General features: G+C 63.8%; 28 protein-coding genes and 1 tRNA gene. 16 read left to right on the top strand and 13 right to left on the bottom strand.

What is annotated here, in order from left to right; all coding sequences use genetic code 11:
* Positions 1–5: 5 nt before the first annotated feature.
* The 8 genes from bla to mutL form a co-directional block, all read right to left on the bottom strand.
* On the bottom strand, positions 6–866 hold the full coding sequence (gene bla, locus C8J26_RS12945) for a subclass B3 metallo-beta-lactamase (RefSeq protein WP_244185295.1): 861 nt from the start codon (positions 864–866) through the stop codon (positions 6–8).
* A complete protein-coding gene (gene guaA / locus C8J26_RS12940; protein ID WP_107958543.1) occupies positions 857–2,413 on the bottom strand; it encodes a glutamine-hydrolyzing GMP synthase in 1,557 nt (518 codons plus the stop codon). Before guaA ends, bla begins: the two co-directional genes overlap by 10 nt.
* 94 nt (positions 2,414–2,507) lie before the next feature.
* On the bottom strand, positions 2,508–2,930 hold the full coding sequence (rplQ, locus tag C8J26_RS12935) for a 50S ribosomal protein L17 (protein ID WP_055878595.1): 423 nt from the start codon (positions 2,928–2,930) through the stop codon (positions 2,508–2,510).
* Positions 2,931–3,109: 179 nt separating this feature from the next.
* Positions 3,110–4,180: a DNA-directed RNA polymerase subunit alpha gene (locus C8J26_RS12930; RefSeq protein ID WP_031395236.1), complete on the bottom strand. Its 1,071-nt coding sequence runs from the start codon at positions 4,178–4,180 to the stop codon at positions 3,110–3,112.
* A 97-nt stretch (positions 4,181–4,277) separates the two neighbouring features.
* Entirely contained in the window at positions 4,278–4,667 is a 390-nt protein-coding gene (rpsK, locus tag C8J26_RS12925; RefSeq protein ID WP_031395237.1) for a 30S ribosomal protein S11, read from the bottom strand.
* A gap of 84 nt (positions 4,668–4,751) precedes the next feature.
* On the bottom strand, positions 4,752–5,120 hold the full coding sequence (rpsM, locus tag C8J26_RS12920) for a 30S ribosomal protein S13 (protein ID WP_055878599.1): 369 nt from the start codon (positions 5,118–5,120) through the stop codon (positions 4,752–4,754).
* 153 nt (positions 5,121–5,273) lie between these two features.
* Positions 5,274–5,519: a hypothetical protein gene (locus tag C8J26_RS12915; protein WP_107958932.1), complete on the bottom strand. Its 246-nt coding sequence runs from the start codon at positions 5,517–5,519 to the stop codon at positions 5,274–5,276.
* Between the two features lie 142 nt (positions 5,520–5,661).
* Positions 5,662–7,464 (bottom strand): DNA mismatch repair endonuclease MutL, encoded by a 1,803-nt coding sequence (gene mutL, locus C8J26_RS12910; RefSeq protein ID WP_107958541.1) that lies wholly within the window; start codon positions 7,462–7,464, stop codon positions 5,662–5,664.
* A 152-nt stretch (positions 7,465–7,616) separates the two neighbouring features.
* Between mutL and C8J26_RS12905 the strand changes: the two genes are divergently transcribed.
* From C8J26_RS12905 to C8J26_RS12870, 8 genes are all read left to right on the top strand, one after another.
* The gene (locus C8J26_RS12905) at positions 7,617–8,660 is read left to right on the top strand and encodes a rod shape-determining protein (protein WP_055878614.1); all 1,044 of its coding nucleotides are present in this window, start codon (positions 7,617–7,619) and stop codon (positions 8,658–8,660) included.
* A gap of 106 nt (positions 8,661–8,766) precedes the next feature.
* Positions 8,767–9,639, top strand: coding sequence for a rod shape-determining protein MreC (locus tag C8J26_RS12900; RefSeq protein WP_107958539.1), 873 nt, complete (start codon positions 8,767–8,769; stop codon positions 9,637–9,639).
* Between the two features lie 10 nt (positions 9,640–9,649).
* Positions 9,650–10,180 (top strand): rod shape-determining protein MreD, encoded by a 531-nt coding sequence (gene mreD, locus C8J26_RS12895; RefSeq protein ID WP_056411110.1) that lies wholly within the window; start codon positions 9,650–9,652, stop codon positions 10,178–10,180.
* On the top strand, positions 10,177–12,249 hold the full coding sequence (gene mrdA, locus C8J26_RS12890) for a penicillin-binding protein 2 (RefSeq protein ID WP_107958537.1): 2,073 nt from the start codon (positions 10,177–10,179) through the stop codon (positions 12,247–12,249). Before mreD ends, mrdA begins: the two co-directional genes overlap by 4 nt.
* Before the next feature lie 10 nt (positions 12,250–12,259).
* A complete protein-coding gene (rodA, locus tag C8J26_RS12885) occupies positions 12,260–13,366 on the top strand; it encodes a rod shape-determining protein RodA (RefSeq protein ID WP_056411114.1) in 1,107 nt (368 codons plus the stop codon).
* Positions 13,367–13,522: 156 nt separating this feature from the next.
* Positions 13,523–13,598, top strand: a tRNA-Lys gene (locus tag C8J26_RS12880).
* A 159-nt stretch (positions 13,599–13,757) separates the two neighbouring features.
* Positions 13,758–14,279 carry a Panacea domain-containing protein gene (locus C8J26_RS12875; protein ID WP_107958534.1) on the top strand — a complete coding sequence of 174 codons (522 nt, stop codon included), beginning with the start codon at positions 13,758–13,760 and terminating at the stop codon, positions 14,277–14,279.
* On the top strand, positions 14,257–14,709 hold the full coding sequence (locus C8J26_RS12870; protein ID WP_107958532.1) for a hypothetical protein: 453 nt from the start codon (positions 14,257–14,259) through the stop codon (positions 14,707–14,709). Before C8J26_RS12875 ends, C8J26_RS12870 begins: the two co-directional genes overlap by 23 nt.
* Positions 14,710–14,723: 14 nt before the next feature.
* Here the strand turns inward: C8J26_RS12870 and C8J26_RS12865 are convergent, their stop codons facing one another.
* Entirely contained in the window at positions 14,724–15,983 is a 1,260-nt protein-coding gene (locus tag C8J26_RS12865; RefSeq protein ID WP_107958530.1) for a tyrosine-type recombinase/integrase, read from the bottom strand.
* The gene (locus C8J26_RS12860) at positions 15,983–16,219 is read right to left on the bottom strand and encodes a hypothetical protein (protein WP_107958528.1); all 237 of its coding nucleotides are present in this window, start codon (positions 16,217–16,219) and stop codon (positions 15,983–15,985) included. The genes C8J26_RS12865 and C8J26_RS12860 overlap by 1 nt, the downstream gene beginning before the upstream one ends.
* Positions 16,220–16,443: 224 nt before the next feature.
* Here C8J26_RS12860 and C8J26_RS12855 point away from each other — a divergent pair, with 224 nt between their 5' ends.
* The 3 genes from C8J26_RS12855 to C8J26_RS12850 all read left to right on the top strand — a co-directional run bounded on the left by C8J26_RS12855 (position 16,444) and on the right by C8J26_RS12850 (position 17,875).
* Positions 16,444–16,902: a hypothetical protein gene (locus C8J26_RS12855; protein WP_208631392.1), complete on the top strand. Its 459-nt coding sequence runs from the start codon at positions 16,444–16,446 to the stop codon at positions 16,900–16,902.
* 79 nt (positions 16,903–16,981) lie between these two features.
* A complete protein-coding gene (locus C8J26_RS20140; protein WP_146168837.1) occupies positions 16,982–17,323 on the top strand; it encodes a hypothetical protein in 342 nt (113 codons plus the stop codon).
* A 333-nt stretch (positions 17,324–17,656) separates the two neighbouring features.
* The gene (locus C8J26_RS12850) at positions 17,657–17,875 is read left to right on the top strand and encodes a hypothetical protein (RefSeq protein ID WP_107958524.1); all 219 of its coding nucleotides are present in this window, start codon (positions 17,657–17,659) and stop codon (positions 17,873–17,875) included.
* 307 nt (positions 17,876–18,182) lie between these two features.
* Here C8J26_RS12850 and C8J26_RS12845 read toward each other — a convergent pair whose 3' ends face one another.
* Together C8J26_RS12845 and C8J26_RS20135 are read right to left on the bottom strand one after the other, a co-directional pair.
* Positions 18,183–19,172: a hypothetical protein gene (locus C8J26_RS12845; RefSeq protein WP_146168836.1), complete on the bottom strand. Its 990-nt coding sequence runs from the start codon at positions 19,170–19,172 to the stop codon at positions 18,183–18,185.
* Between the two features lie 142 nt (positions 19,173–19,314).
* Positions 19,315–20,049 (bottom strand): helix-turn-helix domain-containing protein, encoded by a 735-nt coding sequence (locus C8J26_RS20135; protein WP_146168835.1) that lies wholly within the window; start codon positions 20,047–20,049, stop codon positions 19,315–19,317.
* A 98-nt stretch (positions 20,050–20,147) separates the two neighbouring features.
* Between C8J26_RS20135 and C8J26_RS12835 the strand changes: the two genes are divergently transcribed.
* Entirely contained in the window at positions 20,148–20,411 is a 264-nt protein-coding gene (locus tag C8J26_RS12835) for a hypothetical protein (RefSeq protein WP_107958518.1), read from the top strand.
* A complete protein-coding gene (locus C8J26_RS20130; RefSeq protein ID WP_146168834.1) occupies positions 20,408–20,695 on the top strand; it encodes a hypothetical protein in 288 nt (95 codons plus the stop codon). Before C8J26_RS12835 ends, C8J26_RS20130 begins: the two co-directional genes overlap by 4 nt.
* Positions 20,696–21,143: 448 nt before the next feature.
* Here C8J26_RS20130 and C8J26_RS12825 read toward each other — a convergent pair whose 3' ends face one another.
* Complete coding sequence (locus C8J26_RS12825; protein WP_107958514.1) at positions 21,144–21,377, bottom strand: hypothetical protein; 234 nt, start codon at positions 21,375–21,377, stop codon at positions 21,144–21,146.
* A 17-nt stretch (positions 21,378–21,394) separates the two neighbouring features.
* Between C8J26_RS12825 and C8J26_RS12820 the strand changes: the two genes are divergently transcribed.
* From C8J26_RS12820 to C8J26_RS12810, 3 genes are read left to right on the top strand one after another with little or no spacing between them, the layout of a single operon-like run.
* Positions 21,395–21,865, top strand: a complete 471-nt coding sequence (locus tag C8J26_RS12820) for a hypothetical protein (RefSeq protein ID WP_107958512.1) — start codon at positions 21,395–21,397, stop codon at positions 21,863–21,865.
* Positions 21,862–22,857, top strand: coding sequence for a DUF7146 domain-containing protein (locus tag C8J26_RS12815; RefSeq protein ID WP_146168833.1), 996 nt, complete (start codon positions 21,862–21,864; stop codon positions 22,855–22,857). The genes C8J26_RS12820 and C8J26_RS12815 overlap by 4 nt, the downstream gene beginning before the upstream one ends.
* A complete protein-coding gene (locus C8J26_RS12810; RefSeq protein WP_107958507.1) occupies positions 22,854–24,275 on the top strand; it encodes a replicative DNA helicase in 1,422 nt (473 codons plus the stop codon). Before C8J26_RS12815 ends, C8J26_RS12810 begins: the two co-directional genes overlap by 4 nt.
* Position 24,276: the final 1 nt, after the last annotated feature.

The raw sequence follows: 24,276 nt of genomic DNA, 5'->3' as shown, positions 1-24,276 counted from the left end.
GGCGTCTAGCGCGCCTGCTTGGCGAGATCGGCGTCAAACCCGGCTTTGGCTTTCGCGACGATTCTGGGCAGCAGCGTTGGATCGACGAACGCGGTCGCGTCGCCCGCCGCGCGGCGCCGGCCGCGTGCGATCACGTCGGCGAGTTCGGGATGCGACGGCAGGACGATGTCGGCGTGCAGCGTACCGAGCATCGCGATACTGCGGCGATAGTCGCCGACGATGCCCGGATAGGCGCGATTGCCGATCAGACGATTGCCCGCGACGCTGACGCTGCACGGGAAGACCACGTCGAGCGCGCGCGGCTGCGCGGGGATCCGCATCGTCCAGGTCGTGCAGCCGGGGGTGTGCCCCGGCGTCGCGCGCGCGGTCATCGTGACGGTGCCGAGCGTCACCGTGTCACGATCGCGAACGCCGCGATCGACCGGGACCGCGGGAAAGCGAATGACGCCGTAGTTCGTCTCGCCAGGTGGTATCCCGGTTTCGAGCGCGCGGACATCGCCGACGCCCGCGACGACACGCGCGCCGGTCGCGCGCTTGAGCGCGGCCACGCCTGCCGCATGATCGAAATGCGCGTGCGTGACGAGGATCAGCTTCACGTCGCGCAGGCGGACACCCGCCGCAACGATGTTGCGCCCGATCATCCCCGCATTCTCGGCAAGCGTCCCGTCGATCAGAATCGCGCCTGCGGGCGTCTTGATCAAATAGGCAGCGATCCCTTCGCTACCGACATAGGTAATCGGACCGGCAATAGGGAACGGCGCCTGCGGCCGAGTCCAGGCGGGCGGATCCGCCGCGCCGAGCAGCAGCGGCGCGCCAGCGATGATCGCCAGCGCGCCGAACGATGGTCGTGCTCGTCTTATTCCCACTCGATCGTGCCGGGGGGCTTCGAGGTGTAGTCGTAGGTGACCCGGTTGATGCCCTTCACCTCGTTGATGATCCGGGTTGCGACACGCGGCAGGAAGTCGCCGGGGAACTGGAACGCCTGCGCGGTCATGCCGTCGGTCGACGTCACCGCGCGCAAGGCCAGCACGTTGTCATAGGTGCGACCGTCGCCCATCACGCCGACGCTGCGGACGGGCAAGAGTACCGCGAACGCCTGCCAGATCGTGTCGTACAGCCCCGCCGCGCGGATCTCCTCGAGATAGATCGCATCCGCTTTCCGCAGGATGTCGCAGCGTTCCTTGGTGACTTCGCCAGGGATGCGGATCGCAAGGCCGGGTCCGGGGAACGGGTGGCGGCCGACGAAGATCTCCGGCAGCCCCAGCTCGCGACCCAGCGCGCGGACCTCGTCCTTGAACAGCTCGCGGAGCGGCTCGACGAGCTTCATGTTCATGCGCTCGGGCAGACCACCGACATTGTGGTGGCTTTTGATCGTCACCGAGGGCCCGCCGGTGAAGCTGACGCTCTCGATCACGTCAGGATACAGCGTCCCCTGCGCAAGGAACTCCGCGCCGCCCAGCTTCTTGGCCTCGGCATCGAACACGTCGATGAAGGTCTTGCCGATGAACTTGCGCTTCAGCTCGGGGTCGGTGATCCCGGCAAGGCCGCCTAGGAACAACTCCTCGACGTTCACATGGATGAGCGGGATGTTATAGGCGCCGCGGAACAGGCTGACGACCTGCTCGCTCTCGCCCGCGCGCATCAGGCCGTGATCGACATAGACGCAGGTGAGCTGCTCGCCGATCGCCTCATGGATCAGCACCGCCGCGACCGCCGAATCGACGCCGCCCGACAGGCCGCAGATGACTCGGCCCGTGCCGACCTGCGCACGGATCTCGGCGATCTTGGTGTCGCGGAACTCGGCCATCGTCCAGTCGCCGCTGAGCCCGCAGACGTGCCGCGCGAAGTTGGCGATCAGCTTGCCGCCATCGGGGGTGTGGACGACCTCGGGGTGGAACTGCACGCCGTAGAAGCGCCGCGTCTCGTCGGCGACGATCGCATAGGGCGCGCCGGTCGAGGTCGCGACGGGGGTGAACCCCGGCGGGATCGCGTCGACCTTGTCGCCGTGGCTCATCCAGACCTGGTGGCGTTCGCCCTCGGCCCACAGCCCGTCGAACAACGCGCAAGCCGACTTGACCTCGATGAACGCGCTGCCGAACTCGCCGCCATCACCCGAGACGATCACGTTGCCGCCCAGCTGGGCCGACATGACCTGCTGGCCGTAACAGATGCCGAGGATCGGGATACCCGCCTCGAAGAAGCGCTGCGGCACGCGTGGGGAATTCTCCGCGGTGACCGAGGCGGGACCACCCGAGAGGATGATGCCCTTGGGCTGCATCCGGTCAAAGGCGGCCTCGGCCGACTGGAAGGGGGCGATCTCGCTATAGACGCCGGCTTCACGCACGCGGCGGGCGATCAGCTGGGTTACCTGGCTGCCGAAATCGACGATGAGAATGCTGTCTGGGTGCTCCATGTCGGGCGCATAGCCGGATGGGACCCGTAACGAAAGAGGCCGCGCTTCCCGGATGGGAAACGCGGCCTGCAATTCGACTAACGAGAGGCGGGGATTATGCCGCTTCGTTGTAATCCTCGTCCGACATCACCGGACCCGAATCCTGGCCCTTCGCCGAGACGTCGCGGTCGACGAACTCAATGACGGCCATCGGCGAGGCGTCCGACATGCGGATACCAGCCTTGATGACGCGGGTGTAACCGCCGTTGCGATCCGCATAACGGGTCGCCAGAACGTCGAACAGCTTGATCAGCTGTGCGTCGTCGAGCAACCGACCGTGCGCGAGACGACGGTTGGACAGGCCACCCTTCTTCGCGAGCGTGATCAGCTTCTCGATGTAGGGACGCAGTTCCTTCGCCTTGGCGACGGTGGTGGTGATCTGCTCGTGCTTGATGAGCGCGGCGCTCATGTTGCGGAACAGAGCAAGACGGTGGGCCGAGGTCCGCTGAAGCTTACGGCCGCCTACGCGATGGCGCATGTTTAATACCTTTTCGTTCGTTCAGGGGCCGTATGAGGTACCCGGGAGCTGGTGGGGACGAGGAGCCCACCTGGATAATCGTCATCCCGGCGAACGCTGGGATCTCCATGAGGAGCGGACCGGACCCGTACCGCGATACCCCAGTTTTCGCTGGAGTAACGGCATGGGCCCGATGCCGCTTACCCCATGATTTCCTGCTCGAGCTTCTTGGCCATCTCTTCGATGTTCTCAGGTGGCCAGCCCGGGATTTCCATGCCCAGGCGAAGACCCATCGACGACAGCACTTCCTTGATTTCGTTCAAGGACTTGCGGCCGAAGTTAGGCGTACGCAGCATCTCGGCTTCGGTCTTGCCGACCAGATCGCCGATATAGATGATGTTGTCGTTCTTGAGGCAGTTCGCCGAACGCACCGACAGCTCCAACTCGTCGACCTTCTTGAGAAGGTAACGGTTGATCTGCTGCGTGTCGCCTGCGGGCTCCGCACCACCGGCAGCGGGTGCTGCCTGGCCGATCGGGGCCGACGAACGCGTCACCGACGAATCGTCGAAGTGGACAAACAGCGCGAGCTGGTCCTGGAGGATACGACCGGCATAGCCGACTGCGTCTTCCGGGGTGATCGTGCCGTCGGTTTCGATCGTCAGCGTCAGCTTGTCGTAATCGAGGTCCTGACCGACGCGGGTCGGGTCGACCTTGTACGACACCTGCCGTACCGGCGAGTACAGCGCATCGACCGGGATCAGACCGATCGGCGCATCGGCCGGGCGGTTTGCGGTCGCAGGCACGTAACCCTTACCGATGTCGGCGGTCAGCTCCATGTTGAGCGTCGCACCCTCATCGAGGTGGCAGATCACGAGATCTTTGTTCATGATCTCGATGTCGCCCGAGACGGCAATGTCGCCGGCCTTGACTTCACCCGGACCCGTTGCCGAGAGCTGGAGGCGCTTGGGCCCCTCGCCCTGCATGCGGATCGCGATCTGCTTCACGTTGAGGACGATGTCGGTCACGTCCTCGCGGACGCCTGCCAGAGACGAGAACTCATGCAGCACGTTCTCGATCTTGATCGAGGTGACGGCCGCGCCCTGCAGCGACGAGAGCAACACGCGACGCAGCGCGTTGCCGAGCGTCAGGCCGAAGCCACGCTCGAGCGGCTCGGCGATGAAAGTCGCCTTGCGCTTGGTGTCGCCACCGGCCTTTTTCTCCAGGCCGCTGGGCTTCTTGAGTTCCTGCCAGTTCTTTGCGTTGACAGACACTTGCTTCCCCTAATTTGGGGGCCGGCGAACGGGTGTGTCCGCCGACCATGAAAATACACCCGTGCGGCGCGATCAACCGCGCACGGGAGGCGGAGAATCAGACGCGGCGACGCTTCGAAGGACGCACGCCGTTGTGCGGGATCGAGGTCACGTCACGGATCGACGTGATCTGGAAACCGACAGCCTGCAGTGCGCGCAGTGCCGATTCGCGACCCGAGCCGGGGCCCTTGACCTCGACTTCGATCGTGCGGACGCCGTGCTCGGCGGCCTTCTTGCCGGCGTCTTCCGCTGCGACCTGCGCCGCGTACGGAGTCGACTTGCGCGAGCCCTTGAAGCCCATTGCGCCGGCCGACGACCACGAGATCGCGTTGCCCTGGGCATCGGTGATCGTGATCATGGTGTTGTTGAAGCTGGCATTCACGTGAGCGACGCCAGAGGTGATGTTCTTGCGCTCGCGCCGCTTAATGCGCTGAGGTTCGCGTGCCATGGTGTATTTCCTGACCTGTATCTGCGTGACGCCGGGCGGCCCGTTGGGACCAGCGCCGGCGGAGTAATCCATTGAAAAAGTGGATTACTTCTTCTTGCCGGCGATCGGCTTGGCCTTGCCCTTGCGAGTGCGCGCATTGGTATGCGTGCGCTGGCCGCGGACCGGGAGGCCCTTGCGATGACGCAGGCCGCGATAGCAGGCGAGATCCATCAGGCGCTTGATGTTCATCGAGGTCTGGCGGCGCAGATCGCCCTCGACGGTGTGATCGGCGTCGATCGTCTCGCGGATGTGCAGGACTTCCTGGTCGGTCAGGTCCTGGACTCGCGCCGTATCGGCGATACCGAGCTTCGTGATGATTTCCTTGGCCTTGGTCGAACCGATGCCGTGGATATAGGTCAGCGCGATCACCACGCGCTTGTTGGTCGGGATATTAACACCCGCGATACGTGCCATGAACTTGGTTCTCCTGCTCCACGGGCTTCGGCATGGCTGCACAAAGCCCATCTCTTAGCGATGATCCGAACGCACGATAGCGACGAACGCAAACAAGCGCCGCCGGAACCGTCGTGTCGGGGAGAGTTCGAATAAGCGCGCGCCAACGCGCTGTCAAGCGAGCGGTTCCGCACCCTGCGCAGGCGTGCGACGCATCTTGAGCCAACGACGGAACGAGACGATCGTCCAGATCATCTCGACCACCCCGAAGGGCCAGGCACCCTGGAGGAACCCGTAGATAGACCCCAGCACGCACCCAAACGCGAAGCCGAGCGTCCACCAGTGCGAACCGGCTTCCTTGGCATAGCATAGCAAGGTGAACGAGACCGCGGCTAGACCGAATAACGACAGAGCATCCATATCCGACCCATGCCCCGAACCGGCGACAAAGGCCATGTCGGGCGTGAAACGCTATAGGACCGTCGATCCGTCAGCGACAGCCACGCCTCACGCTTCACGCCTCACGCCACCCGCCCGTCGACACCAAGCGCCGTCTTTCTCCTCACTTCCGCCCGAACAGCTTCTCGATGTCGCCGTGTGCGAGCTTCACCCAGGTCGGGCGGCCGTGGTTGCATTGGCCGGAGTGCGGCGTGATCTCCATCTCGCGGAGCAGCGCGTTCATTTCGGTGACCGACAGGATACGGCCGGCACGGACCGAGCCGTGGCACGCCATCGTCCCCGCCACCGCGTCGAGACGCTCCTTCAACGACAAGGCCTCGTCGAAGGCGGCGAGTTCATCGGCGAGGTCGGTGACGAGGCCCTTGGGGTTGCTCTGGCCGAGCAGCGCGGGCGTCGCGCGGACCAGCATCGCGTGCGGGCCGAAGCGTTCGAGATCGAGGCCGAAGTCCGACAGTTCCTCGGCGCGCGCTTCGAGGCGGTCGCAGGCGGATTCGTCCAGTTCGACGACTTCGGGGATCAGCAACGCCTGGCTGGCGATCGTGCCGCCGATCAATGCCGCGCGCATGCGTTCGAGGACGAGGCGTTCGTGCGCGGCGTGTTGGTCGACGAGGACGAGCCCGTCTTCCGCTTCGGCAACGATATAGGTCTTGGCGACCTGGCCGCGCGCGACGCCCATCGGGAAGGATGCGGTTTGTGGCGGGGGTGTCCAGGCGGGTTCGGCGCGCGCCTGCGGGGGCGCGGCGAAGAAGGTGGCGCGCGCGTCGTTGACCGCGCCGTAGTGGCGGTTTTCGCGCGGTAGCCTTTGGGGCGTGCCCTCACCTTCCCATCCGCTTTGCGGACGGGCCCCTTCCTCTCCCCCGGGGGGAGAGGAATTTTCTTGTTGCCACATCGACAGTGCGGATTCGGAGGCGCGCTGGCTGCGATGGCCCGCCGCGTCGAGCGCGCGGCGGAGGCCCGAGACGATCAGGCCGCGCACCATGGCGGGGTCACGGAAGCGGACTTCGGTCTTGGCGGGGTGGACGTTGACGTCGACCTGGTCGGTCGGGATGTCGAGGAACAGCGCGACGACCGCGTGGCGGTCGCGCGGGAGCATCTCGGCATAGGCGCCGCGGATCGCGCCCATCAGCAGGCGGTCCTTCACGGGCCGGCCGTTGACGAACAGATATTGGTGGTCGGCGATGCCGCGGTTGTAGGTCGGGATACTCGCGACGCCGCCCAGCACGACGCCCTCGCGCTCCAGATCGATCGCCACCGCATTGTCGGCGAGCGCGCGGTCGGTGAGCGTCGCCACCCGGCCCGGCCGATCCTCGACCTGCATCGCCGACAGCGCGCGGCGGCCGTCATGCTCGAGCGTGAAGCCGATGTCGGGCCGGGCCATCGCGAGCCGGCGGACGACGTCGAGGCAGGCGGCATATTCCGCGCGGGGGGAGCGTAGAAACTTGCGGCGGGCGGGGACGCGCGCGAACAGGTCCTCGACCACGACGCGCGTGCCGGGCGGGAGCGCGGCGGGGCCTTCGCGCGTGACCTGGCCATTGTCGACGGTCCGTGCCCAGCCTTCGGCGCCGCGGATCCGGCTTTCGATCGTCAGCCTTGCGACGCTCGCGATCGAGGGCAACGCCTCGCCGCGAAAACCGAGCGTTACGACCGATTCGATATATTCGTCGGGCAGCTTCGAGGTTGCATGCCGCTCCAGCGCGAGCGCCATGTCGGCCGGCGTCATCCCGCAGCCATCGTCGGCGACTTCGATCCGCGACGTCCCCCCTTCGACGAGGAGAATTGCGATCCGCCCCGCGCCTGCATCGATCGCGTTTTCGACCAACTCCTTCAACGCGCTGGCGGGTCTTTCCACCACTTCACCGGCGGCGATGCGATTGACCAGATGCTCGGGGAGGCGCCGTATTGACATGGGTTTCCGTCTAGACCAAGCGACGGCATCCCGCGACCCGCAAACGCCCGCTTATTTAGGCACCCGGTGCTCGAAACCACCGGCGGGTCCCGCGAGATGATGTGTGCGAAATGCCGCCCGTCCGGCGGCCAGGATTACGGGACCCTGATTGAATGGCCTTCTACTCGCGTTTCTTCAAGTTCATGTCGCACGACATGGCGATCGACCTCGGCACCGCGAACACCGTCGTCTACGTCCGTGGCCGCGGCATCGTCCTGAACGAGCCGTCGGTGGTCGCCGTCGAGACGATCAACGGGATCAAGCGCGTCAAGGCGGTCGGTGACGACGCCAAGATGATGATGGGCAAGACGCCGGGCAACATCGAGGCGATCCGGCCTTTGCGCGACGGCGTGATCGCGGACATCGACGTCGCCGAGCAGATGATCAAGTATTTCATCCAAAAGGTGCACGGGCCGCGCAAGTTCGCGCGCTGGCCCGAGATCGTAATCTGCGTGCCGTCGGGCTCCACCAAGGTCGAACGCCGCGCGATCCGCGATGCCGCGTCGAACGCGGGCGCGTCGCAGGTCTGGCTGATCGAGGAGCCGATGGCGGCGGCGATCGGCGCGGACATGCCCGTCACCGAGCCGATCGGCTCGATGGTCGTCGACATCGGCGGCGGCACGACCGAAGTCGCGGTGCTCTCGCTGCGCGGCCTCGCCTACACGACGTCGGTGCGCGTCGGCGGTGACAAGATGGACGAGGCGATCGTCTCCTATGTCCGCCGCAACCATAACCTGCTGATCGGCGAAGCGACCGCGGAGCGGATCAAGAAGGAAGTCGGCATCGCCAAGCCGCCGGTCGACGGCATCGGCATGATCATCCAGATCAAGGGCCGTGATCTCGTCAACGGCGTGCCGAAAGAGATCCAGATCAACCAGGGCCAGATCGCGGAGGCGCTCAGCGAGCCGGTCGCGACGATCGTCGAGGGCGTCCGCGTCGCACTCGAGAACACCGCGCCCGAGCTCGCCGCGGACATCGTCGATCAGGGCATCGTGCTGACCGGCGGCGGCGCGCTGCTGCAGGGGCTCGACGAGGTGCTGCGCGACGAGACCGGGCTGCCGGTGACGGTCGCCGAGGACCCGCTGACCTGCGTCGCGCTCGGTACCGGCCGCGCGCTCGAGGATCCGTTGTTCCGCGGCGTGCTGATGAGCGGCTAACAGGTTGGTTTTGCTTTAAGACACGCGGACACGAAATCGCGTCGTCCGAGTCGCGGGGGGATATCCCTCCGCGCTTCGGCGGCGCCCGAGACAGGGGGACAGGCGCATGGCGCCAGCCCGCGACCGGCGCACGGGGTTTTCCCGGCGCCGGCAATATGGTGTGTTCATGGGCTATGTGCTCGCCGTCGCTGGTGCGGTGGTGGGCCTGGTGCTGCTTGTCGCGTCGACCTTCAATCCGCCCGCCTTCTCCGCGCTGCGGATGGGGGTCGCAGGCGTGACGGCACCGGTGTCGACTGGGCTTGCGACGGTCGGCTCGGGCATCGCCGGCATCCCCGAGGCAATCGGCCAGTATTTCTTCGTGAAGCAGGAGAATGTCGCGCTGCGGGCAGACCGCGACCGGACGCGGGCGCTGCTGATGCGCGCGCGGACGATCGCCTATGACAATCGCCGACTGCGCAGCCTGCTCGCGATCCGCGACCGCGCGGCGGAACCCGTCGTGACCGCCCGGCTGGTCAGCTCGAGCGCGTCGAGCGGTCGGCGTTACGCGTTGCTCAACGCGGGCCGGTGGAGCGGCGTGAAGCCCGGCATGCCGGTGCGCGGCCCCGACGGGCTGATCGGCCGCGTCGTCGAGACCGGGCCCAACGCCGCGCGCGTGCTGCTGCTCAGCGACGGCGACAGCATCGTCCCCGTCCGCCGCACGCGCGACGGCCTGCCAGCGATCGCGGCCGGGCGCGGCGACGGGATGGTCGACATCCGCTCGGTCAACGCGACCAACGTGCGCTTCAACGCGGGCGACCTGTTCGTGACGACTGGCACCGGCGGCATCTACGGCCCCGGCGTACCCGTCGCGCGCGTCGCCAAGGCGGGCTCGGATTCGGTGATGGCACGGACCTTCGCCGATCCCGACACGCTCGATTTCGCGCTGGTCGAGAACGTGTTCATGCCCGTCCCCCCGCCCCGCCCGATCGCACAACAGTGAGCGCCGAGCGATGAGCCGCCCCCGCGTCGTCGACAGCGTCGATTACAAGCCGTTCGAGACCAAACTGCCCGCCAGCCGCGCGCGCGCAATTCCGTGGGCGACGGTGATGGCGGGATCGCTGATCACGATCATCCCGGTGGTCGCGACGATCCCGCTGCTCCCCCCGTTCGGGTTCGTCATGCTGCTGGCGTGGCGACTGCTCGCACGGTTCGCGTTCCGGCCCTGGGCAGCCGCACCGCTCGGCTTTTTCGACGATCTGGTCAGCGGCCAGCCGCTCGGCAGCGCGGTACTGATGTGGTCGCTCGCGTTCGTCGCGATCGACATGCTCGAACAGCGCCTCGCCTTTCGCGACCATTGGCAGGACTGGCTGATCGCGAGTGGTCTGATCGCGCTGTGCATTATCGTCGGCCGGTTCATCGCGGTCCCGGTCGGTGCGCATGTCGACACGATCCTGATCGCGCAGATCGCGGTAACCATCCTCACCTTCCCGCTGGCCGCGCGCATCGTCGCGGCGATCCAGAACAAGCGTGGTGCCGAATGAGGAGCACGCCGCGGATCGTCACCGAGATGTCGCAGGCGTACAGCTTCTCGCGCCGCGCCTGGATGCTGGGCGCGGCGCAAGGCGGCGTCGGGTTGCTGCTTGCGGGGCGGATGGCTTGGCTGTCGGTCGCGCAGAACGAGCGCTACACGATGCTGTCCGAGAGCAACCGCGTGAACATGACGCTGCTGCCCCCGCGGCGCGGCTGGATCGTCGACCGCCACGGCGTGCCGATCGCCAACAACCGCACCGATTTCCGCGTCGACATCATCCCCGATCGCCTCCGCGACAAGGAGCGCGTGCTGCCGCTGCTCGGCCGCATCCTGCAACTGCCACCCGAGGAAGTCGAACGGATCGCGATCGACCTCGAGCACGCCGCCGGCTTCCAGCCCGTCCAGGTCGCCGAGAATCTCGACTGGGAGCGGTTTGCCGCGGTCAGCGTCCGCCTGCCCGAACTGCCCGGCGTCGCGCCGACGCGCGGCTTCGCGCGCAGCTATCCCGCAGGCGCCGCGGTCGCGCATCTGACCGGCTATGTCGGCGTGCCCAATGCCGAGCAGTATAAGAAGACGCGCGACCCGCTGCTCGTCACGCCCGGCTTCAAGCTTGGCAAGGACGGGCTCGAGAAGATGCTCGAGACCGAGCTGCGCGGTGTCGCCGGCGCCAAGCGAGTCGAGGTCACCGCGCGCGGCAAGCTGGTCGCCGAACTCGCGACCAAACCCGACGTGCCGGGCAAGACTGCGCGCCTCACGATCGACGTGGGGCTTCAGGAATATGCCGCGCGGCGGCTTGGCACCAATTCCGGGTCGGTCGTCGTGATCGACTGTCGCACCGGCGAGATGCTCGCGATGGTGTCGATGCCCGCCTATGATCCGAACAGCTTTTCGGACGGGATCAGCCATCTCGAATGGCAGATGCTGAGCGACGACGATCACGTGCCCTTGATGAACAAGGTGACGCAGGGGCTCTATCCGCCGGGCTCGACCGTCAAGCCGATGAACGGGCTCGCGCTGATGAACGCGGGCATCGACCCGTCTGCGCGCGTCAATTGTTCGGGCGCGATGCGGCTCGGGACCAGCGTGTTCCATTGCCACAAGAAAAGCGGCCACGGCCCGCTCGATCTGAAAAACGCGATCATGCAGAGCTGCGACATCTATTTCTACGAGATGGCGCGCCGCGTCGGCTACAACGCGATCGCGCCCGTCGCGCGCACGCTGGGACTCGGCCAGAAGTTCGACCTGCCCTTCTCGACGCAGCGTTACGGCACGGTCCCCGATCCGGCGTGGAAGCTGAAGAAGTACAAGCACGACTGGACCGTCGCGGATTCGCTGAACGCCTCGATCGGCCAGGGCTATGTACTCGCCAATCCGTTGCAGCTCGCGGTGATGGCGGCGCGGCTGGCGTCGGGGCGCGCGTTGCAGCCGAGCATCCTTGCCGACCACGTCCATCGCGACTCCCCTGCCCTCGCAATCGATTCCGAGCATCTGGCGCGCGTCCGCGATGCGATGTTCGGCGTGATCAACCAGGGCGGCACCGGCGGTGCGGCGAAACTGCTCATCCCCGGCGTCGCGATTGCGGGCAAGACCGGCACCGCGCAGGTCCGCCGCATCACGATGGCCGAACGACGCTCGGGCGTGCTCAAGAACGGGCAGCTGCCGTTCAAGATGCGCGACCACGCGCTGTTCATCGGTTTCGCCCCCGCCGACAATCCCCGCTATGCGCTGGCGGTGGTGCTCGAGCATAACGGCCATACCGTCCGCAATCTCGACACGCCGATGATCGGCCGCGACATTATGACCTATATGCTCGACCGCGAGCGCGCGCTGAAATCGCTCGCCGAGGTCGAACCGACCTGGGGCGGCGACATCCGCACGCGCATGGCCGCGACCGCGGAGACGTATCGCAAGGCGCAATCCGCGCCACCCGCGGCGATCGCCACCAAGACCGACGCGATCGTGCCGAGCGACGCGCCCGCGGTCGCGAACGCGACCGACCTGGCCAACGCGACACAGGAAGCGCTCACCGCCCCCGGCGCAAGCGTGGCCGAAGACGATTCGAGGGACCGCCAGCCATGACCAGCCGCCGATGAACCGGATCGTCCCCGAACCGCTCGCAAAGCTGCCCTGGCTCGTGATCCTGCTGGTCGTCGCGATCGGCTGTTTCGGGCAGGTCGTGCTCTATTCCGCCGCGGGCGGCTCGTTGCGGCCTTGGGCGCTGTCGCAGGGAATCCGCTTCTTCGTGCTGCTCGCCGGCGCGATCGGCCTTTCCTACATCCCCGAGCGCAGCTGGAAGGCGGTGGCGCTCCCCGCCTATGCACTGATCGTGCTGTCGCTGATCGCGGTCGAGATCCTCGGCAAGGTCTCGGGCGGCTCGCAGCGCTGGCTCGATCTCGGGTTCATCCGCTTGCAGCCCTCCGAGTTCATGAAGCCTGCGATCGTGCTGGCAGCCGCGAAATTCTACGACATGCTCCCGCCCGGCGAGACGCGGCGGTTCGGCGGCGTCTGGCCTGCCGCGCTGCTGATCGGCGTCCCCGCGGCGATCGTCATGAAGCAGCCCGATCTGGGCACCGCGCTGATGATCTGTTCGGGCGGCGCGACCGTCATGTTCCTCGCCGGCATCCCGCTGCGGCTGTTCGTAGGCGGCGCGATCACTGCGGCGATCGCGATCCCGCTGTCGATCAACTTCCTGCTCCACGACTATCAGCGCAACCGCATCCTGATCTTCCTCGATCCCGAAAGCGATCCGCTCGGCACCGGCTATCACATCAGCCAGTCAAAGATCGCGATCGGGTCTGGCGGGATCTGGGGCAAGGGCTTTCTTCAGGGTACGCAGAGCCATCTCGACTACCTCCCCGAAGGCCATACCGACTTCGTCTTCGCGACGATGGCGGAGGAATGGGGGCTGGTCGGCGGCTGCCTGCTCATCCTCGCCTTCCTGCTGGTGATCCGCTGGGGCATCGAGGTCGGCCAGCGCGCACAGACCCGCTTTGGCCGGCTGACCGCGGCGGGGCTGTCGACGACGATCTTCTTCTACGTCGCGATCAACCTGATGATGGTGATGGGCCTCGCCCCCGTCGTCGGCATCCCGCTACCGCTGGTCAGCTTCGGCAGCTCGGCGCAGATGACCGTGCTGCTGTGTCTGGGCATCCTGATGTCGATCGACCGCCAGAATCGCAAGACGGTCGGCTGGTGACTCGAAAATCGGTTTAATCTGCAAAAATATGCCGAGTTTGACGAAAACGGACTCGGATCGACGAAAAAGGGGTTGCGGCCCCCGATGAGTCTGCTAACAGCGCGCCTCCAGCAGCGGGGCGCCACACCAAGGCGCCACTCAAAACCGCCCCGGAATGGACGCATAGCTCAGTTGGTAGAGCAGCTGACTCTTAATCAGCGGGTCCTTGGTTCGAGCCCAAGTGCGTCCACCATCCACCACCATGAAAACAAACGATTTCCACGGTGGCGGAGCTTTGTCCTCCCGACATGTTCCGACACGGTCTTCCGACAAGACCGTCGCGGCATTTGCTGTTTCTCGGGAAGTAGCTATATCGTAGGCAGGTACAAAAGCGACGAAAGGAGCGACTCTGATGCCCTATCGCTCTGTCGAAATTGCGAACGAGTTTCTTCGCCAACCCGGCGCGTTGGGCTCGCTCACCCAGATGCAGCTTCAGAAACTGGCATATCTGGCCAATGGCTGGAACTGGGCAATTAATGGCGATCGCTTGATCGAGGATCCCGTCGAGGCTTGGGATTTCGGCCCCGTTTACCGCGAGCTGTACGACCATACTAAGTTCTTCGGTAAGCAGCCGTTGACCCGGATGGTTACGGCCGAGGATAGCCAGGCTGCACGTGTTTTTGGATGGCGTTCTGATGAACGGGCGCAGCCGTATGCGGCGCATCTAAATGATCGTGAGCGCGCCGTAGTCGCCAACGTCTGGAGTCGCTACGGCCGCCTCGGCGGGGCGCAGCTTTCCGCGTTGACCCATCAACGAGGAACGCCTTGGTTCAACGCTTACTCGACGACCGGTAAAAACGCTGTGATCGACCAAGCTGCTATCCGGCAGCATTACGACGAGCTAGCTCAGCGTGCCCAACAAACCGCGGCTTGATCCAGGCCTAATTGAGAGCGCCCCGCTCGTTCCGTCGGCCGAACCTGAAGGGAATGCCGAGAGCTTCTACCTTGAGCTCGTTGGCTCTTTGTCGTCTGAGCTGGAGTCAGCGCAGGCCGAACTCATCCAGTTCAAAGCAAAGAAGACGGTCGACGACGTTCGAGCAGGAATGCTGGAGGGCTACTCGAACCGGGTTTTCTGGTTCGTTGTCTGGTACTGCGTCGCCGTTGGCGTGCTACTCATCGCCGCAGGCTTTAAAGGCACGACGACCTTCGAGTTGTCCGACACTATCCTTGCGATCATTGCAGGCAGTACCGCTGTAGCAGTTATTGGCCTCATTGGAATGGTCATAACGGGATTGTTCGGCGGCAAACAGGCGCTAAAGGTGAAAGCTAAGTCGACAAAAAAGAAGAAGGCATCGACGAGCTAGATTGCGTCGCTCCGCTACAAAGGTAGCGCCCCTAATGCTTGAATGTGCTCGCGCCGCGCAACCCCAACCCTGCGGGCCTTCTCTACACTTGCTTTATTATAAATTCGCGTGACTGCGAGCGTCTTGTGACCTGAGACCGAACGGACGTCGTCTTCACCAGCGTCACCAATCTCAGTGATCCCGCCGTGCCGGAACCCGGTGAACGTCATATCCTTTGGTAGGCCGGCTTCCACGCAGATCTTGCGATGGACCGACGACATACGCCGCTCCCGATACTTCTTCCCACTGCGCTCCTCGAGAACGATGACCTCGGCGTCGGCCGCGACAACGGCTCGCGATCGAGCGAGCTCCTCCTCCAGCTCCGGATAGAGCGACACCGTCTCGGGTTTGCCGTCCTCGCCGGGCACAACGATCGACAGCGGTAGAGTCACAGGGTTTCCAGTCTTAGATTGAACTAAGCTGATCGCCTCGCTGGGCCGATATCCCGCCCATTCGATACCCCGGCGCTCCACGCCGTCCGGATCCTCGAACCCGAACGCATCCCAGACGCGCTGACAGCATTCGAAGCACAGCGCGGCGGCGGTCGCCATCGACTGGAAGCCCAGCTTACGTGCTGTCTCGCGGTAGAGATTGTACTCTGCCCTGCTGGTCTCGCGATTGCCCTTAGCGGCCGTGCTGGACAGCCCCATGCCCTTGAACGGGTTCTCCTTCACGCCGGTCACGCGGTGATGGCGCGCCGCCCAGGTCCAGACGAGGCGGCAGACCTGCATGGCGTAGGCCGCCTGACGATCGCCCTTCTCCTTGAGCTTCTTGTAAAGCTTGTCCGCGACGGTTGCGTCGACCTTGGATGCCATGCGCTTACCGAGCGGCGGTTGACCGGCCTTCGGTTCGAAGGCCACCAGCATGTCCATGAGGGCCTTGTAGTCCTTGCGGGTCTTCGCCTTGTTTTTGGTGAAGCGCTCCTGCTCTCGGTACCACTGGAACAGCCAAGCGACGCTGCCTTCTGCGATACGCCCCTGCCCCATCTCGCCGGTTCGCCATTCGCGCAGTGCTTCGTTCAGCGCCGCGCCCTTCGCGTGAACTTGCGCCAGGTCGGTGCCGAGCGCTGTCGAGATCACCGGGCACGGCTGGCCGTGACGCACAGCAGGTGTCAGCTTGCCGGTCTTCGGATCCTTCGTCGGCCGTGCCCAGGCCGGCAGCTCGAAATAATAGCCGGTCTTGTCACCGGCGAGCTTCATCGGCCGCACGTATGCCGGCAATCGCGCGATCGCCATCAGTCGAACTCGATCGCGCTATCGTCAGCAGCGGCGGCAAACAGGCTCTGGACTGCGGCATCGAGTGAGGATCGGGCCGCGATCGCGGCACCATGAGGGCCGCGCATGCAGAAGCGGACAGTCCCGCGCCGCTCCCACTCGCGCAGCTGGGCTTCCGCAACGCCGGTGTAAGCGAGGGCAACCTCACGGTTCATCGCCACTGGCCAATCCGGCAGACGTTCCAGGGCCATTCCCATTACTGTTTCCTTCCCGAGAGACGTCGTGCTCTATGCCTGCGCGCTTCAATAAGGCGGTTGATTGTTCGCCGAGCGGGAGGACGAATTTGCTGAGCGAACTTAGGCGGAGGATAGTTGAATGGCATTGGCCGACCATTCGGTTGAGCTTGGCTGTCGGCAGCGCTGCCGGGTTGATTGTTGCCTACTGCGTTCTCTGGGTTCTCGACGCTCGTAAGGACATCAGAGTGCTGCTCATCAATTCCGATGTGACAGGCGCCGCCATCGGGGTCATATTGACCGTCAGTACCTCGGTTTGGATTGCTGGACGGAGCGAACGTCGCAATCGAGCATACGAAATAGACCAGTCTCTCGTCCATATTCGGGCTTTGGTAGAGGCGCTCGAGATGGTTGCCGAAGTAAACAACAACGAGCTCATCGTAGCCTTCGATGAACTTGGTCGCACTGCAGGCCGCTTGACACCGGTCGATACGGATTCGGATACGACGGACGTTTACCTGCGCGTAGCAACCTCGAGTGCTCGGCAAGTCTACCTGCGATCTCGAGGGGACATCACATTCGCAGTGGGCATTGCTCGAGGTCAGAACTCTATAACTGGCGGCTTCAAATCCCTTCCGGAAATTATCGCGCCCGCTGTTGCCGAGCTCAACAAAATCATGACAACCTATCGTTCGCTTCGACGATAAGAGACGCACTGGCGCCGTGTAACCCCGACCAAACCGCAATAGCAGATTCGCACTAAATTTGAATGAGGAAGGATTAGTCATGACGAACGCCTGGGCTCAAAGTGACGAAATTAAGACCCGACCGTACGGCCGTGGAACCGCTGATTTGCTTTGTCCACGTTGCGGTAGTGCGAACCTCCATCACACCGGCGTTACTGTCTACGACAGAGGCGAGGACCGTGCGACGGTAGTTGAAACGACGGTGTCGGGCGGAAAAATCAAAGTCGATCCGGTGGCACACGGCGCTATGAACCCGAGCGGTCGTCGGGATGGTCTGGCCATCAGGTTCGATTGTGAAGGTTGCGGCGAGGAACCGATTGAACTGACAATCGCCCAGCATAAGGGCAGCACGGAAATCGGCTGGCGATACGTCGATTTCTGAGCCGTCCGATGCCCGCGTAGGCGCCGTTCGCATAGGGGGACGCGCGGGCACCGTCCGCCAGGTCAAAAGAGAGGCCAATTTATTATGAAGAGCATACCCTGGAGCGCGCCAGCGACTCCCTACGGCAGGCCTTTCGGGGCTGCGAGTGATCAACGAGAGCGTGCAATCGCCGTATGCGACGATCTGAAGTCTGCAGTTGCCTTCGTCGCCACCGGCTCGTCTGGCTCGCTCGATAACATTGTCATCAAACTTGATGACGGGACCGCAGTTTACAGTCCAAGCGACATTCGTGCGATGATCGCTGATCCTGATCGACCGGCCTTGGAAAGCTGAATGGACGACAATTTTCATCCAGACGATTTCGCTTCCATCGAGCGGATAGCGGGCGGCGGCTGGCAAGCGCTGGCTTCGGGATCCGCTGGCAAAATGATTTCCGAGTTGGCCCGAGGACTGCACGGAGCGCCCGGAGCGCTTAGCCTGCTGATTGAGGATACCGAGTACCGTGTGACCGGCCGAGCGCTGACGGCCCTCGTGGCTCGTTATCGCCAGTAGATAGGGAGCCCGTGTCACGCAGCGATCCTGCGGAACGGCGTGACGGTAGCGTCGACCTCCCCGCCCTGCCCTACGCGCTCCCCACCATTTGGGCCGCCATTCGGGCCCGCCCAGCGCCCGCAGCCGCGCGATGCGAGGGTCTCTGGGAAATAGCTGCCCTGTATTCCCGCAAGGCGAACGACGACCGGGGGAGCAATCATGCAGGTGCCGATCTCCGGATCGGCACCCGCCGCCCGGCGAGAGGCGGTGGCAAGCTGCGGTTGCTCGTTCGACCACCACTTGCAGCTGGCACAGGTTCGCTCGCAGGTCATGCCGCCATATCCCGGTGGCGTTCTTCGACTGCGCCGGCGAGCGATCCAACCCCTGCCACGCGCTGAGCGTCGACCAGCGCCGATGCGCACCAGTCCATGTTCGGCTCCCAGCCCTCAAGGCTGATCTGCGCGATCAAGGCGAGCTTCGCCAGGACGCCATCTCGCGTGGTTGCAGGCGTCTTGGATATCTCGAGGTCCCGTTTCACCGTGTAAGTGCTCAGCGCATCTGCGGCTTCGTCGGTGAGCGTCTCGTCAGCGGCATTGATCGTGGCCTGCGCGCGATTGCGATCGGCTAGCCACGCTGCGTGCGGATCGGCGCCAAAATGGCCGATATCGGCATTGGCCTCACCGGCGCCAGCAATTGCTCGCGTAAACGCGCCGGTGATCGCGTCTCCGATCGACCGGGTATAAGCCACAGTGCTGGTTGAGAGACGCCAGCCCGCCGCGCCAAGCTGATCGAGCATTGCGGGCAAAGGATCGAGATTGCGGATGTCGCGATATGCCGCGTACCCCAAGTTCTCCACCAGAGAGTCCTCGTCGCGGCTTGTCTCGCGCATCGGACCAAAGCACGAGCTGTCAGTGGCCTCGAGCGCCAGCACGTAGGTCTTGAAAACGAGGTCTGCCAAGTTGCCCGACGGGGTCTCACTTAGAGTATCCATCGATTCCAGCAGGACGTCGAGACGTTCGCTGCTTTCCTGATCGCTGGCGCTCTCCGTCGCTAGAGCCGAGGCAGCAGCGCCCCACTTCAGAAACGCTGAGACATACGCCGGCGTAAGCGAGAGGTGCGCCTGCCTAATGGCCGCTGCGGCCTGCTCCGCGATCGTGATCTCATCAAGAGTCGCGTCGCGAACAACCGGCGGAAGCTTCGCCACAGCGCGATTGACCGCAACTGCGGCCGCCCCCTTTGAAGCGCCTACACAACTATCGGGTTTTGGTGGGAACGGTACGGGCGGGTTGTACGACTGATAGAGCGGCTGCGTTGCCATGATGCATCTCCCACGTGTTGACCGCAGAAGATGGAGGGGGCTGCCAAAGCGAGCTCGCTATCTAACCTGCGTCGCGCTTGGGCTCATAATCAGTTCCCAGCACGACACTCTTTCTGATACGGGACACATCCCGCGTCAAGCACTATTTGCGGGACACGTCCCGCATGCGATCAATGCCTCGGACCTGCCGGTACACCCCTTTAATTATGCCTATTACCTCATAGACATTATCGTCCCCGTCCACCGCCATATAATCGCTATTGAAAGAGACCGTCTTCTGAAAGCTCAGGCTTGGGACGGTTGTGCGCGAAATCAGCGCCACCTCCTCTACTTCGTTCATCGCTATCTCACGTGCGGTAAGCTCATACAGGCCATTCTTTTCCCGCAGTATAACGCCAAGATGGCCAGCGCTAAGACGAACCTCATTCTCTCTGGTATATTCGCAGTAGAGCACATCGTCCGGGACAAATAGCTCATCCATAGACAAGCCCACCATCCGGACAGCAAAGCGCTTGATGTCGGGTAGAGCGATATCTACCACGGCCGGTATCAATTCCGCTCGTGACGGATCCCCAAGAGGCTCTTCTCGCCATACCCCCGGTTCGATGGCACCCAGTATTGGGACCATAGGAGCATCAGCGATTTCATCTGACAATCCAAGAAACGCGGTTGACGATATATCTAGAACGTCAGCGAGTGCTACAACGGTTCTAAACCCAGGTGCCTTGCTCTTGCCGGAAATAATGTCGCGGACGGCGTCGGGGCCGAGGCCCGCCGCGAGAGAGAGCGCGCGGCGACTCCATCGGCCGCCCGGCTTCGTAGCCTCTTCGAGCGCATGACGCAGCGCATCAACTTGAACGTCTTCGTATTTACGCATGGTCCGCAATACCCTCGCGGGGTAAATCCCGCAATATTGGCAGCACACGCATCAACAGCACGTTGACACGCGGGATACATCCCGCATATTGCTGCCTTATGGACGATGCAGCGTTACTCGAAAGCATTGAGGCGTTTTGCCGCGCCCACGGCATATCAGATGCGAAGTTTGGCTTACTTGCGCTTAACGACTGGAAGCTTGTGCGCGACTTACGCGGCGAAAAGCGAACCGCGCCTCGGCGGCTATGGCCTGAAACCCAGCGCCAAATTTTTAACTTCATGGCGCTGTACGTCGCCGACGGAAAAGGCGCTGTTGACGCCGGCGAGAGTTCGCCACGCCAGAACCGTAGGAAAGCGGCATGAGCGCTGACCGTACGCTCGATACTGCTTCCTCCCAAGGCGGTGCGCTTCAGCCATTCCCGCTTGAGCAGGAAGCGCGGGACTACGAGATCGACGGCCCCGCGACCATGCCCTCGAACGCCGGCGAATATCTCCCCCTGCCTCTGGAGGGCCGCGCTTTCTCGTCGATCTGGGAGCCGCAAGAACGCGGCGTCAACCGAGATTGCTCGTTGATTAGTCCCCGATATCGAACGGGCTTGATGGTCGCAATCGCTCCAACTCCGCTTCGAGCTGAGTACGTGTTTTGAGAGGGCGCATGACAGTTTCTGCGGCTCGCTGCCAAGTATCGAGAAGGTACTTTGCCATGTCAGTGTCGCTCGCGAGTGAGCCACGGTCAGCTTCGACAATTCTGTCGAATAGGTTCTGCACGAGAGGGGCCTCGTGCTCGGATAACGTGTCGTCTCTAAACATGCTTCATTTTCCCCAGTGTACCGCTGCGGATCGAGGGTGGACCGCACGATCCCTGACAGCAAGCTCTTGTTCCGAACGGCCGCTCGCATGACAGCATGTGATAGCGCCTCTCGATCTGTGTATGCGGCAATGCCTGTTAGCATCGGCCATCCCTGTGAGACATACGACGACCAACATCCGAGGGGCTGGCTGATATCTCCCAGTCCAGCCGCTATGCGCGCCCCGCCTGGCGCGACGGATGTAGGGGTGATCGCGCTCCCCAAGATGCTTGCGGTCACCCCACCCTCAGTCATTGTCTGCCACCGTCCCGCGAATGACGTCGACAAAGTCGCCGATAATCGCCGCTGGCATGCCGGAAAGACTGACCGAGTTGAGCACGGTGAGGCGATCCAAGAATCCATGAATGATGTCGTTCGGTACGCCGAAGTCACGCATCGCATCGACTATCGCCGCCAGCATGTTCGCCAGAGCCATCACTGTAACGTGATTCTCGGCACGCGCTTCTTTGTCCTTCGCCATGCAGAGGCAGTTGCCGCATGAACGCACCGTACATCCACGGACGCCGTCGTACGTTCTCCGCGTCAACCGCGGTCGATACGCAGAACGCCGTCATCACATCGATCAAGACCGACGACGGCGCAACCTGGGGCGACATGGGTCGCGTACTGGGCAAGTCGGAAGATCGGGCGGCGGCGTATGCCAACACCGCCTCCCCGATCGACCTGCCCACGTTCCTCGCCGGTTGCCACGAATGGGGAGGTCGGTTCGCCGATCCACTATTGGCGCTGGTCGGTGGACGCTGGGCTGATGCCGGTTCGGTATGCTCAGGCGACGATCCTGCGTCAGTCACGCTCGCTACGTTGCTGCCGTCCATCATTCGCGCCGAACTGGACGGTGAAACGACAGTCGAAGAAGTGGCGCCCCATGAGGCGCTGATCCGTCGCGCGCATGCGATCACCTGCCAGTGGCTCGAAATGATTGCAGCTTCCAAAGGCGGCGTGAAGTGAGCCGCAATACGGCTCGGGCAGAACGCGACGCCGCCTTTCGCCAAGCGGTGGACGAGGCCAAGCAGCGCTACAACATCAGCGACGTCGTCGCCCGCACCCGCAAAGTGATCCGCGCCGGCAAGAACGAGAAGCGTGCCCTGTGCGCCTTCCATAACGAGCGCACGCCATCGATGCAGTTGAACGATGCCAAGGGCACGTATCACTGCTTCGGTTGCAACGCGTCCGGCGACATCGTGAAGTACGTGATGAAGACCGAGAACATCGGCTTCCTCGACGCGATGAAGTGGCTGGGTGCCGCTAGCCTGCCCGGCGTGGATCCTGCGCAACGCGCTAAGGCGGCAGCCGAAGACGAAGGTGACCGGCAACGTGCCATCGATCGCGCACAAGCGGTCTGGGACAAGGCGATCCCTGCCCCCGGCACGCCTGCTGAGGTCTATCTGCGCAGCCGCGGCATCATCATGCCCCCACCGCATACGATCCGGTTCGCGACGACGCCCGCCTGGTACGACGATGAAACGGGTCAATGTGGTCCCGATCTACCCGCCCTTGTCGGCGCAGTGGTCGACGGAGACGATCAGCTGATCGGTCTGCAGCGCATCTTCCTCGCCGACGGCGGTAAGCAGAAGGCGCGCATGGACAAGCCCAAGCGCAGCCTGGGTCGGATCAAGGGCGGCGCGCTCCGGATCAACTCGGACGCTTACAGCGTAGGTGACGAACTGATCGTGACCGAGGGACCTGAAGACGGCCTGAGCCTCGCACAGGAGCTCGGTGCCGAAGTCTGGGTGACATTGGGCACCGCGATGATGCCCTACATCGAATACCCGCGTCGCATCGTCTCGATCGTGATCGCCGGCCAGAATGATGCAGCAGGCCGCGCCGCGGTAGAGAAGGTCGAGGAGGAGCTCATCGAGCACGGCTACTCGACGCGGATCATGTGGCCAGCCGAGGGCTTCAAGGACTGGAACGACCAGCTGCGGGGCATCCGGACATGAGCGGCGCGTTCGAAGAGCAGTTCGCGACGGCCGAGACGGCGAGCCCGCTTTACAACGTCGAGGCCGAGATCGGCTTTCTCGGCGATCTACTCGCAAACAACCGGCTGATCGACGAGGTTGCTGATCGCTGCCGCCCGGCGGACTTCTCGGTCCCGCTGTACGGCCGCATCTACGGTAAGATGATCGAACAGTCGGCATCCGGCGCGGTCGACGTTGTGACGCTTGCCCCGCACTTTGCCGAAGATGGCGAATGGCCACGCGCGTATTCGGTGCTGGCCGCAGCCAACCTCAACGCAGGACCCAAGGCGCGGACCAAGGCGTACTTCGACCAGATCACCATGCTATCGAGCCGCCGGCGGATGGTCGCAGGCCTGAAAGACGTCGTCGCCTCAGCGCGCGACCTGTCAGTGACGCGCGAGGAACTGGTTGCAAACGCCGATGAAGCAGTCGCCGAGTTGGCGGAGCAGGTCGTCACCGCGCAAGGATCCGTTGGTCAGTATGCCGACGTGGTCATCAACAGCTTCGGCAAACCGATAATTGGCGTCCGTTGCGGGACCATCAACTCGCTCGACGACGCGATCGGCGTGTTGCGCCCGTCGAACCTAGTCGTCGTCGGCGGCCGTCCCGGCATGGGCAAGACCTCGCTGGTCACGTCATACTCAATTGGCGCCGCCGGAATGGGGCACGGCGTCCTGATTTTCTCGCTCGAGATGAGCGCCGACGAACTCACCCGCCGCATGCTCGCCGACATGACATTCTCGCCACGCGGCGGCGTACCGTACGAACACGTTCGTGATGGCACAGTTCGCTCGCACGAAATGGGCGCGGTCATCGCTGCCAAAGAGCGGTTCGACGAACTGCCGATCGAGATCAACGAAACCTCGGGCCTGACGCTCGCCAAGCTGATCCGCCAGGCGCGCAGCCACAAGCGCAGGCTGGCAGCGAAGGGCGAGAAGCTCGAACTGGTCGTTGTCGACTACCTCCAGCTGATGGCTCACAGTCGCAAGGGCATGTCACCTTACGAGCATGCGAGCGAGGTCAGCGTCGGGCTCAAGCAGTTCGCCAAGTCCGAGGGCCTCGTCGTGATGGCGGTGGCGCAGCTTAGCCGCGACGTCGAGAAGCGTCCCGACAAGCGACCGATGCCGTCCGACCTGCGCGACAGCGGACAGATCGAGCAGGACGCTGACGTGATCCTCTTCGTCTACCGCGAGGAGGAATACCTCAAGAAGGAGGAGCCGGACCCCTTCGACAATAAATACGAAGAGTGGCGGACGGACATGGAAGCAGTCCGCAACAAGGTCGAGTTTCTCGTCCCCAAGCGGCGCAGCGGCCCCTCCGGCAAGGCTATCGGCTGGTTCTTCGGCGCCAACTCCGCCGTCCGCGGCAGCGATTTCTACAGTTCCAGGGAAGGTGCATAAC

Origin of the sequence: Sphingomonas aurantiaca, from assembly GCF_003050705.1 — a bacterium.
GTDB lineage: Bacteria > Pseudomonadota > Alphaproteobacteria > Sphingomonadales > Sphingomonadaceae > Sphingomonas > Sphingomonas aurantiaca.
This window is presented reverse-complemented; position numbering and strand designations above follow the sequence as displayed.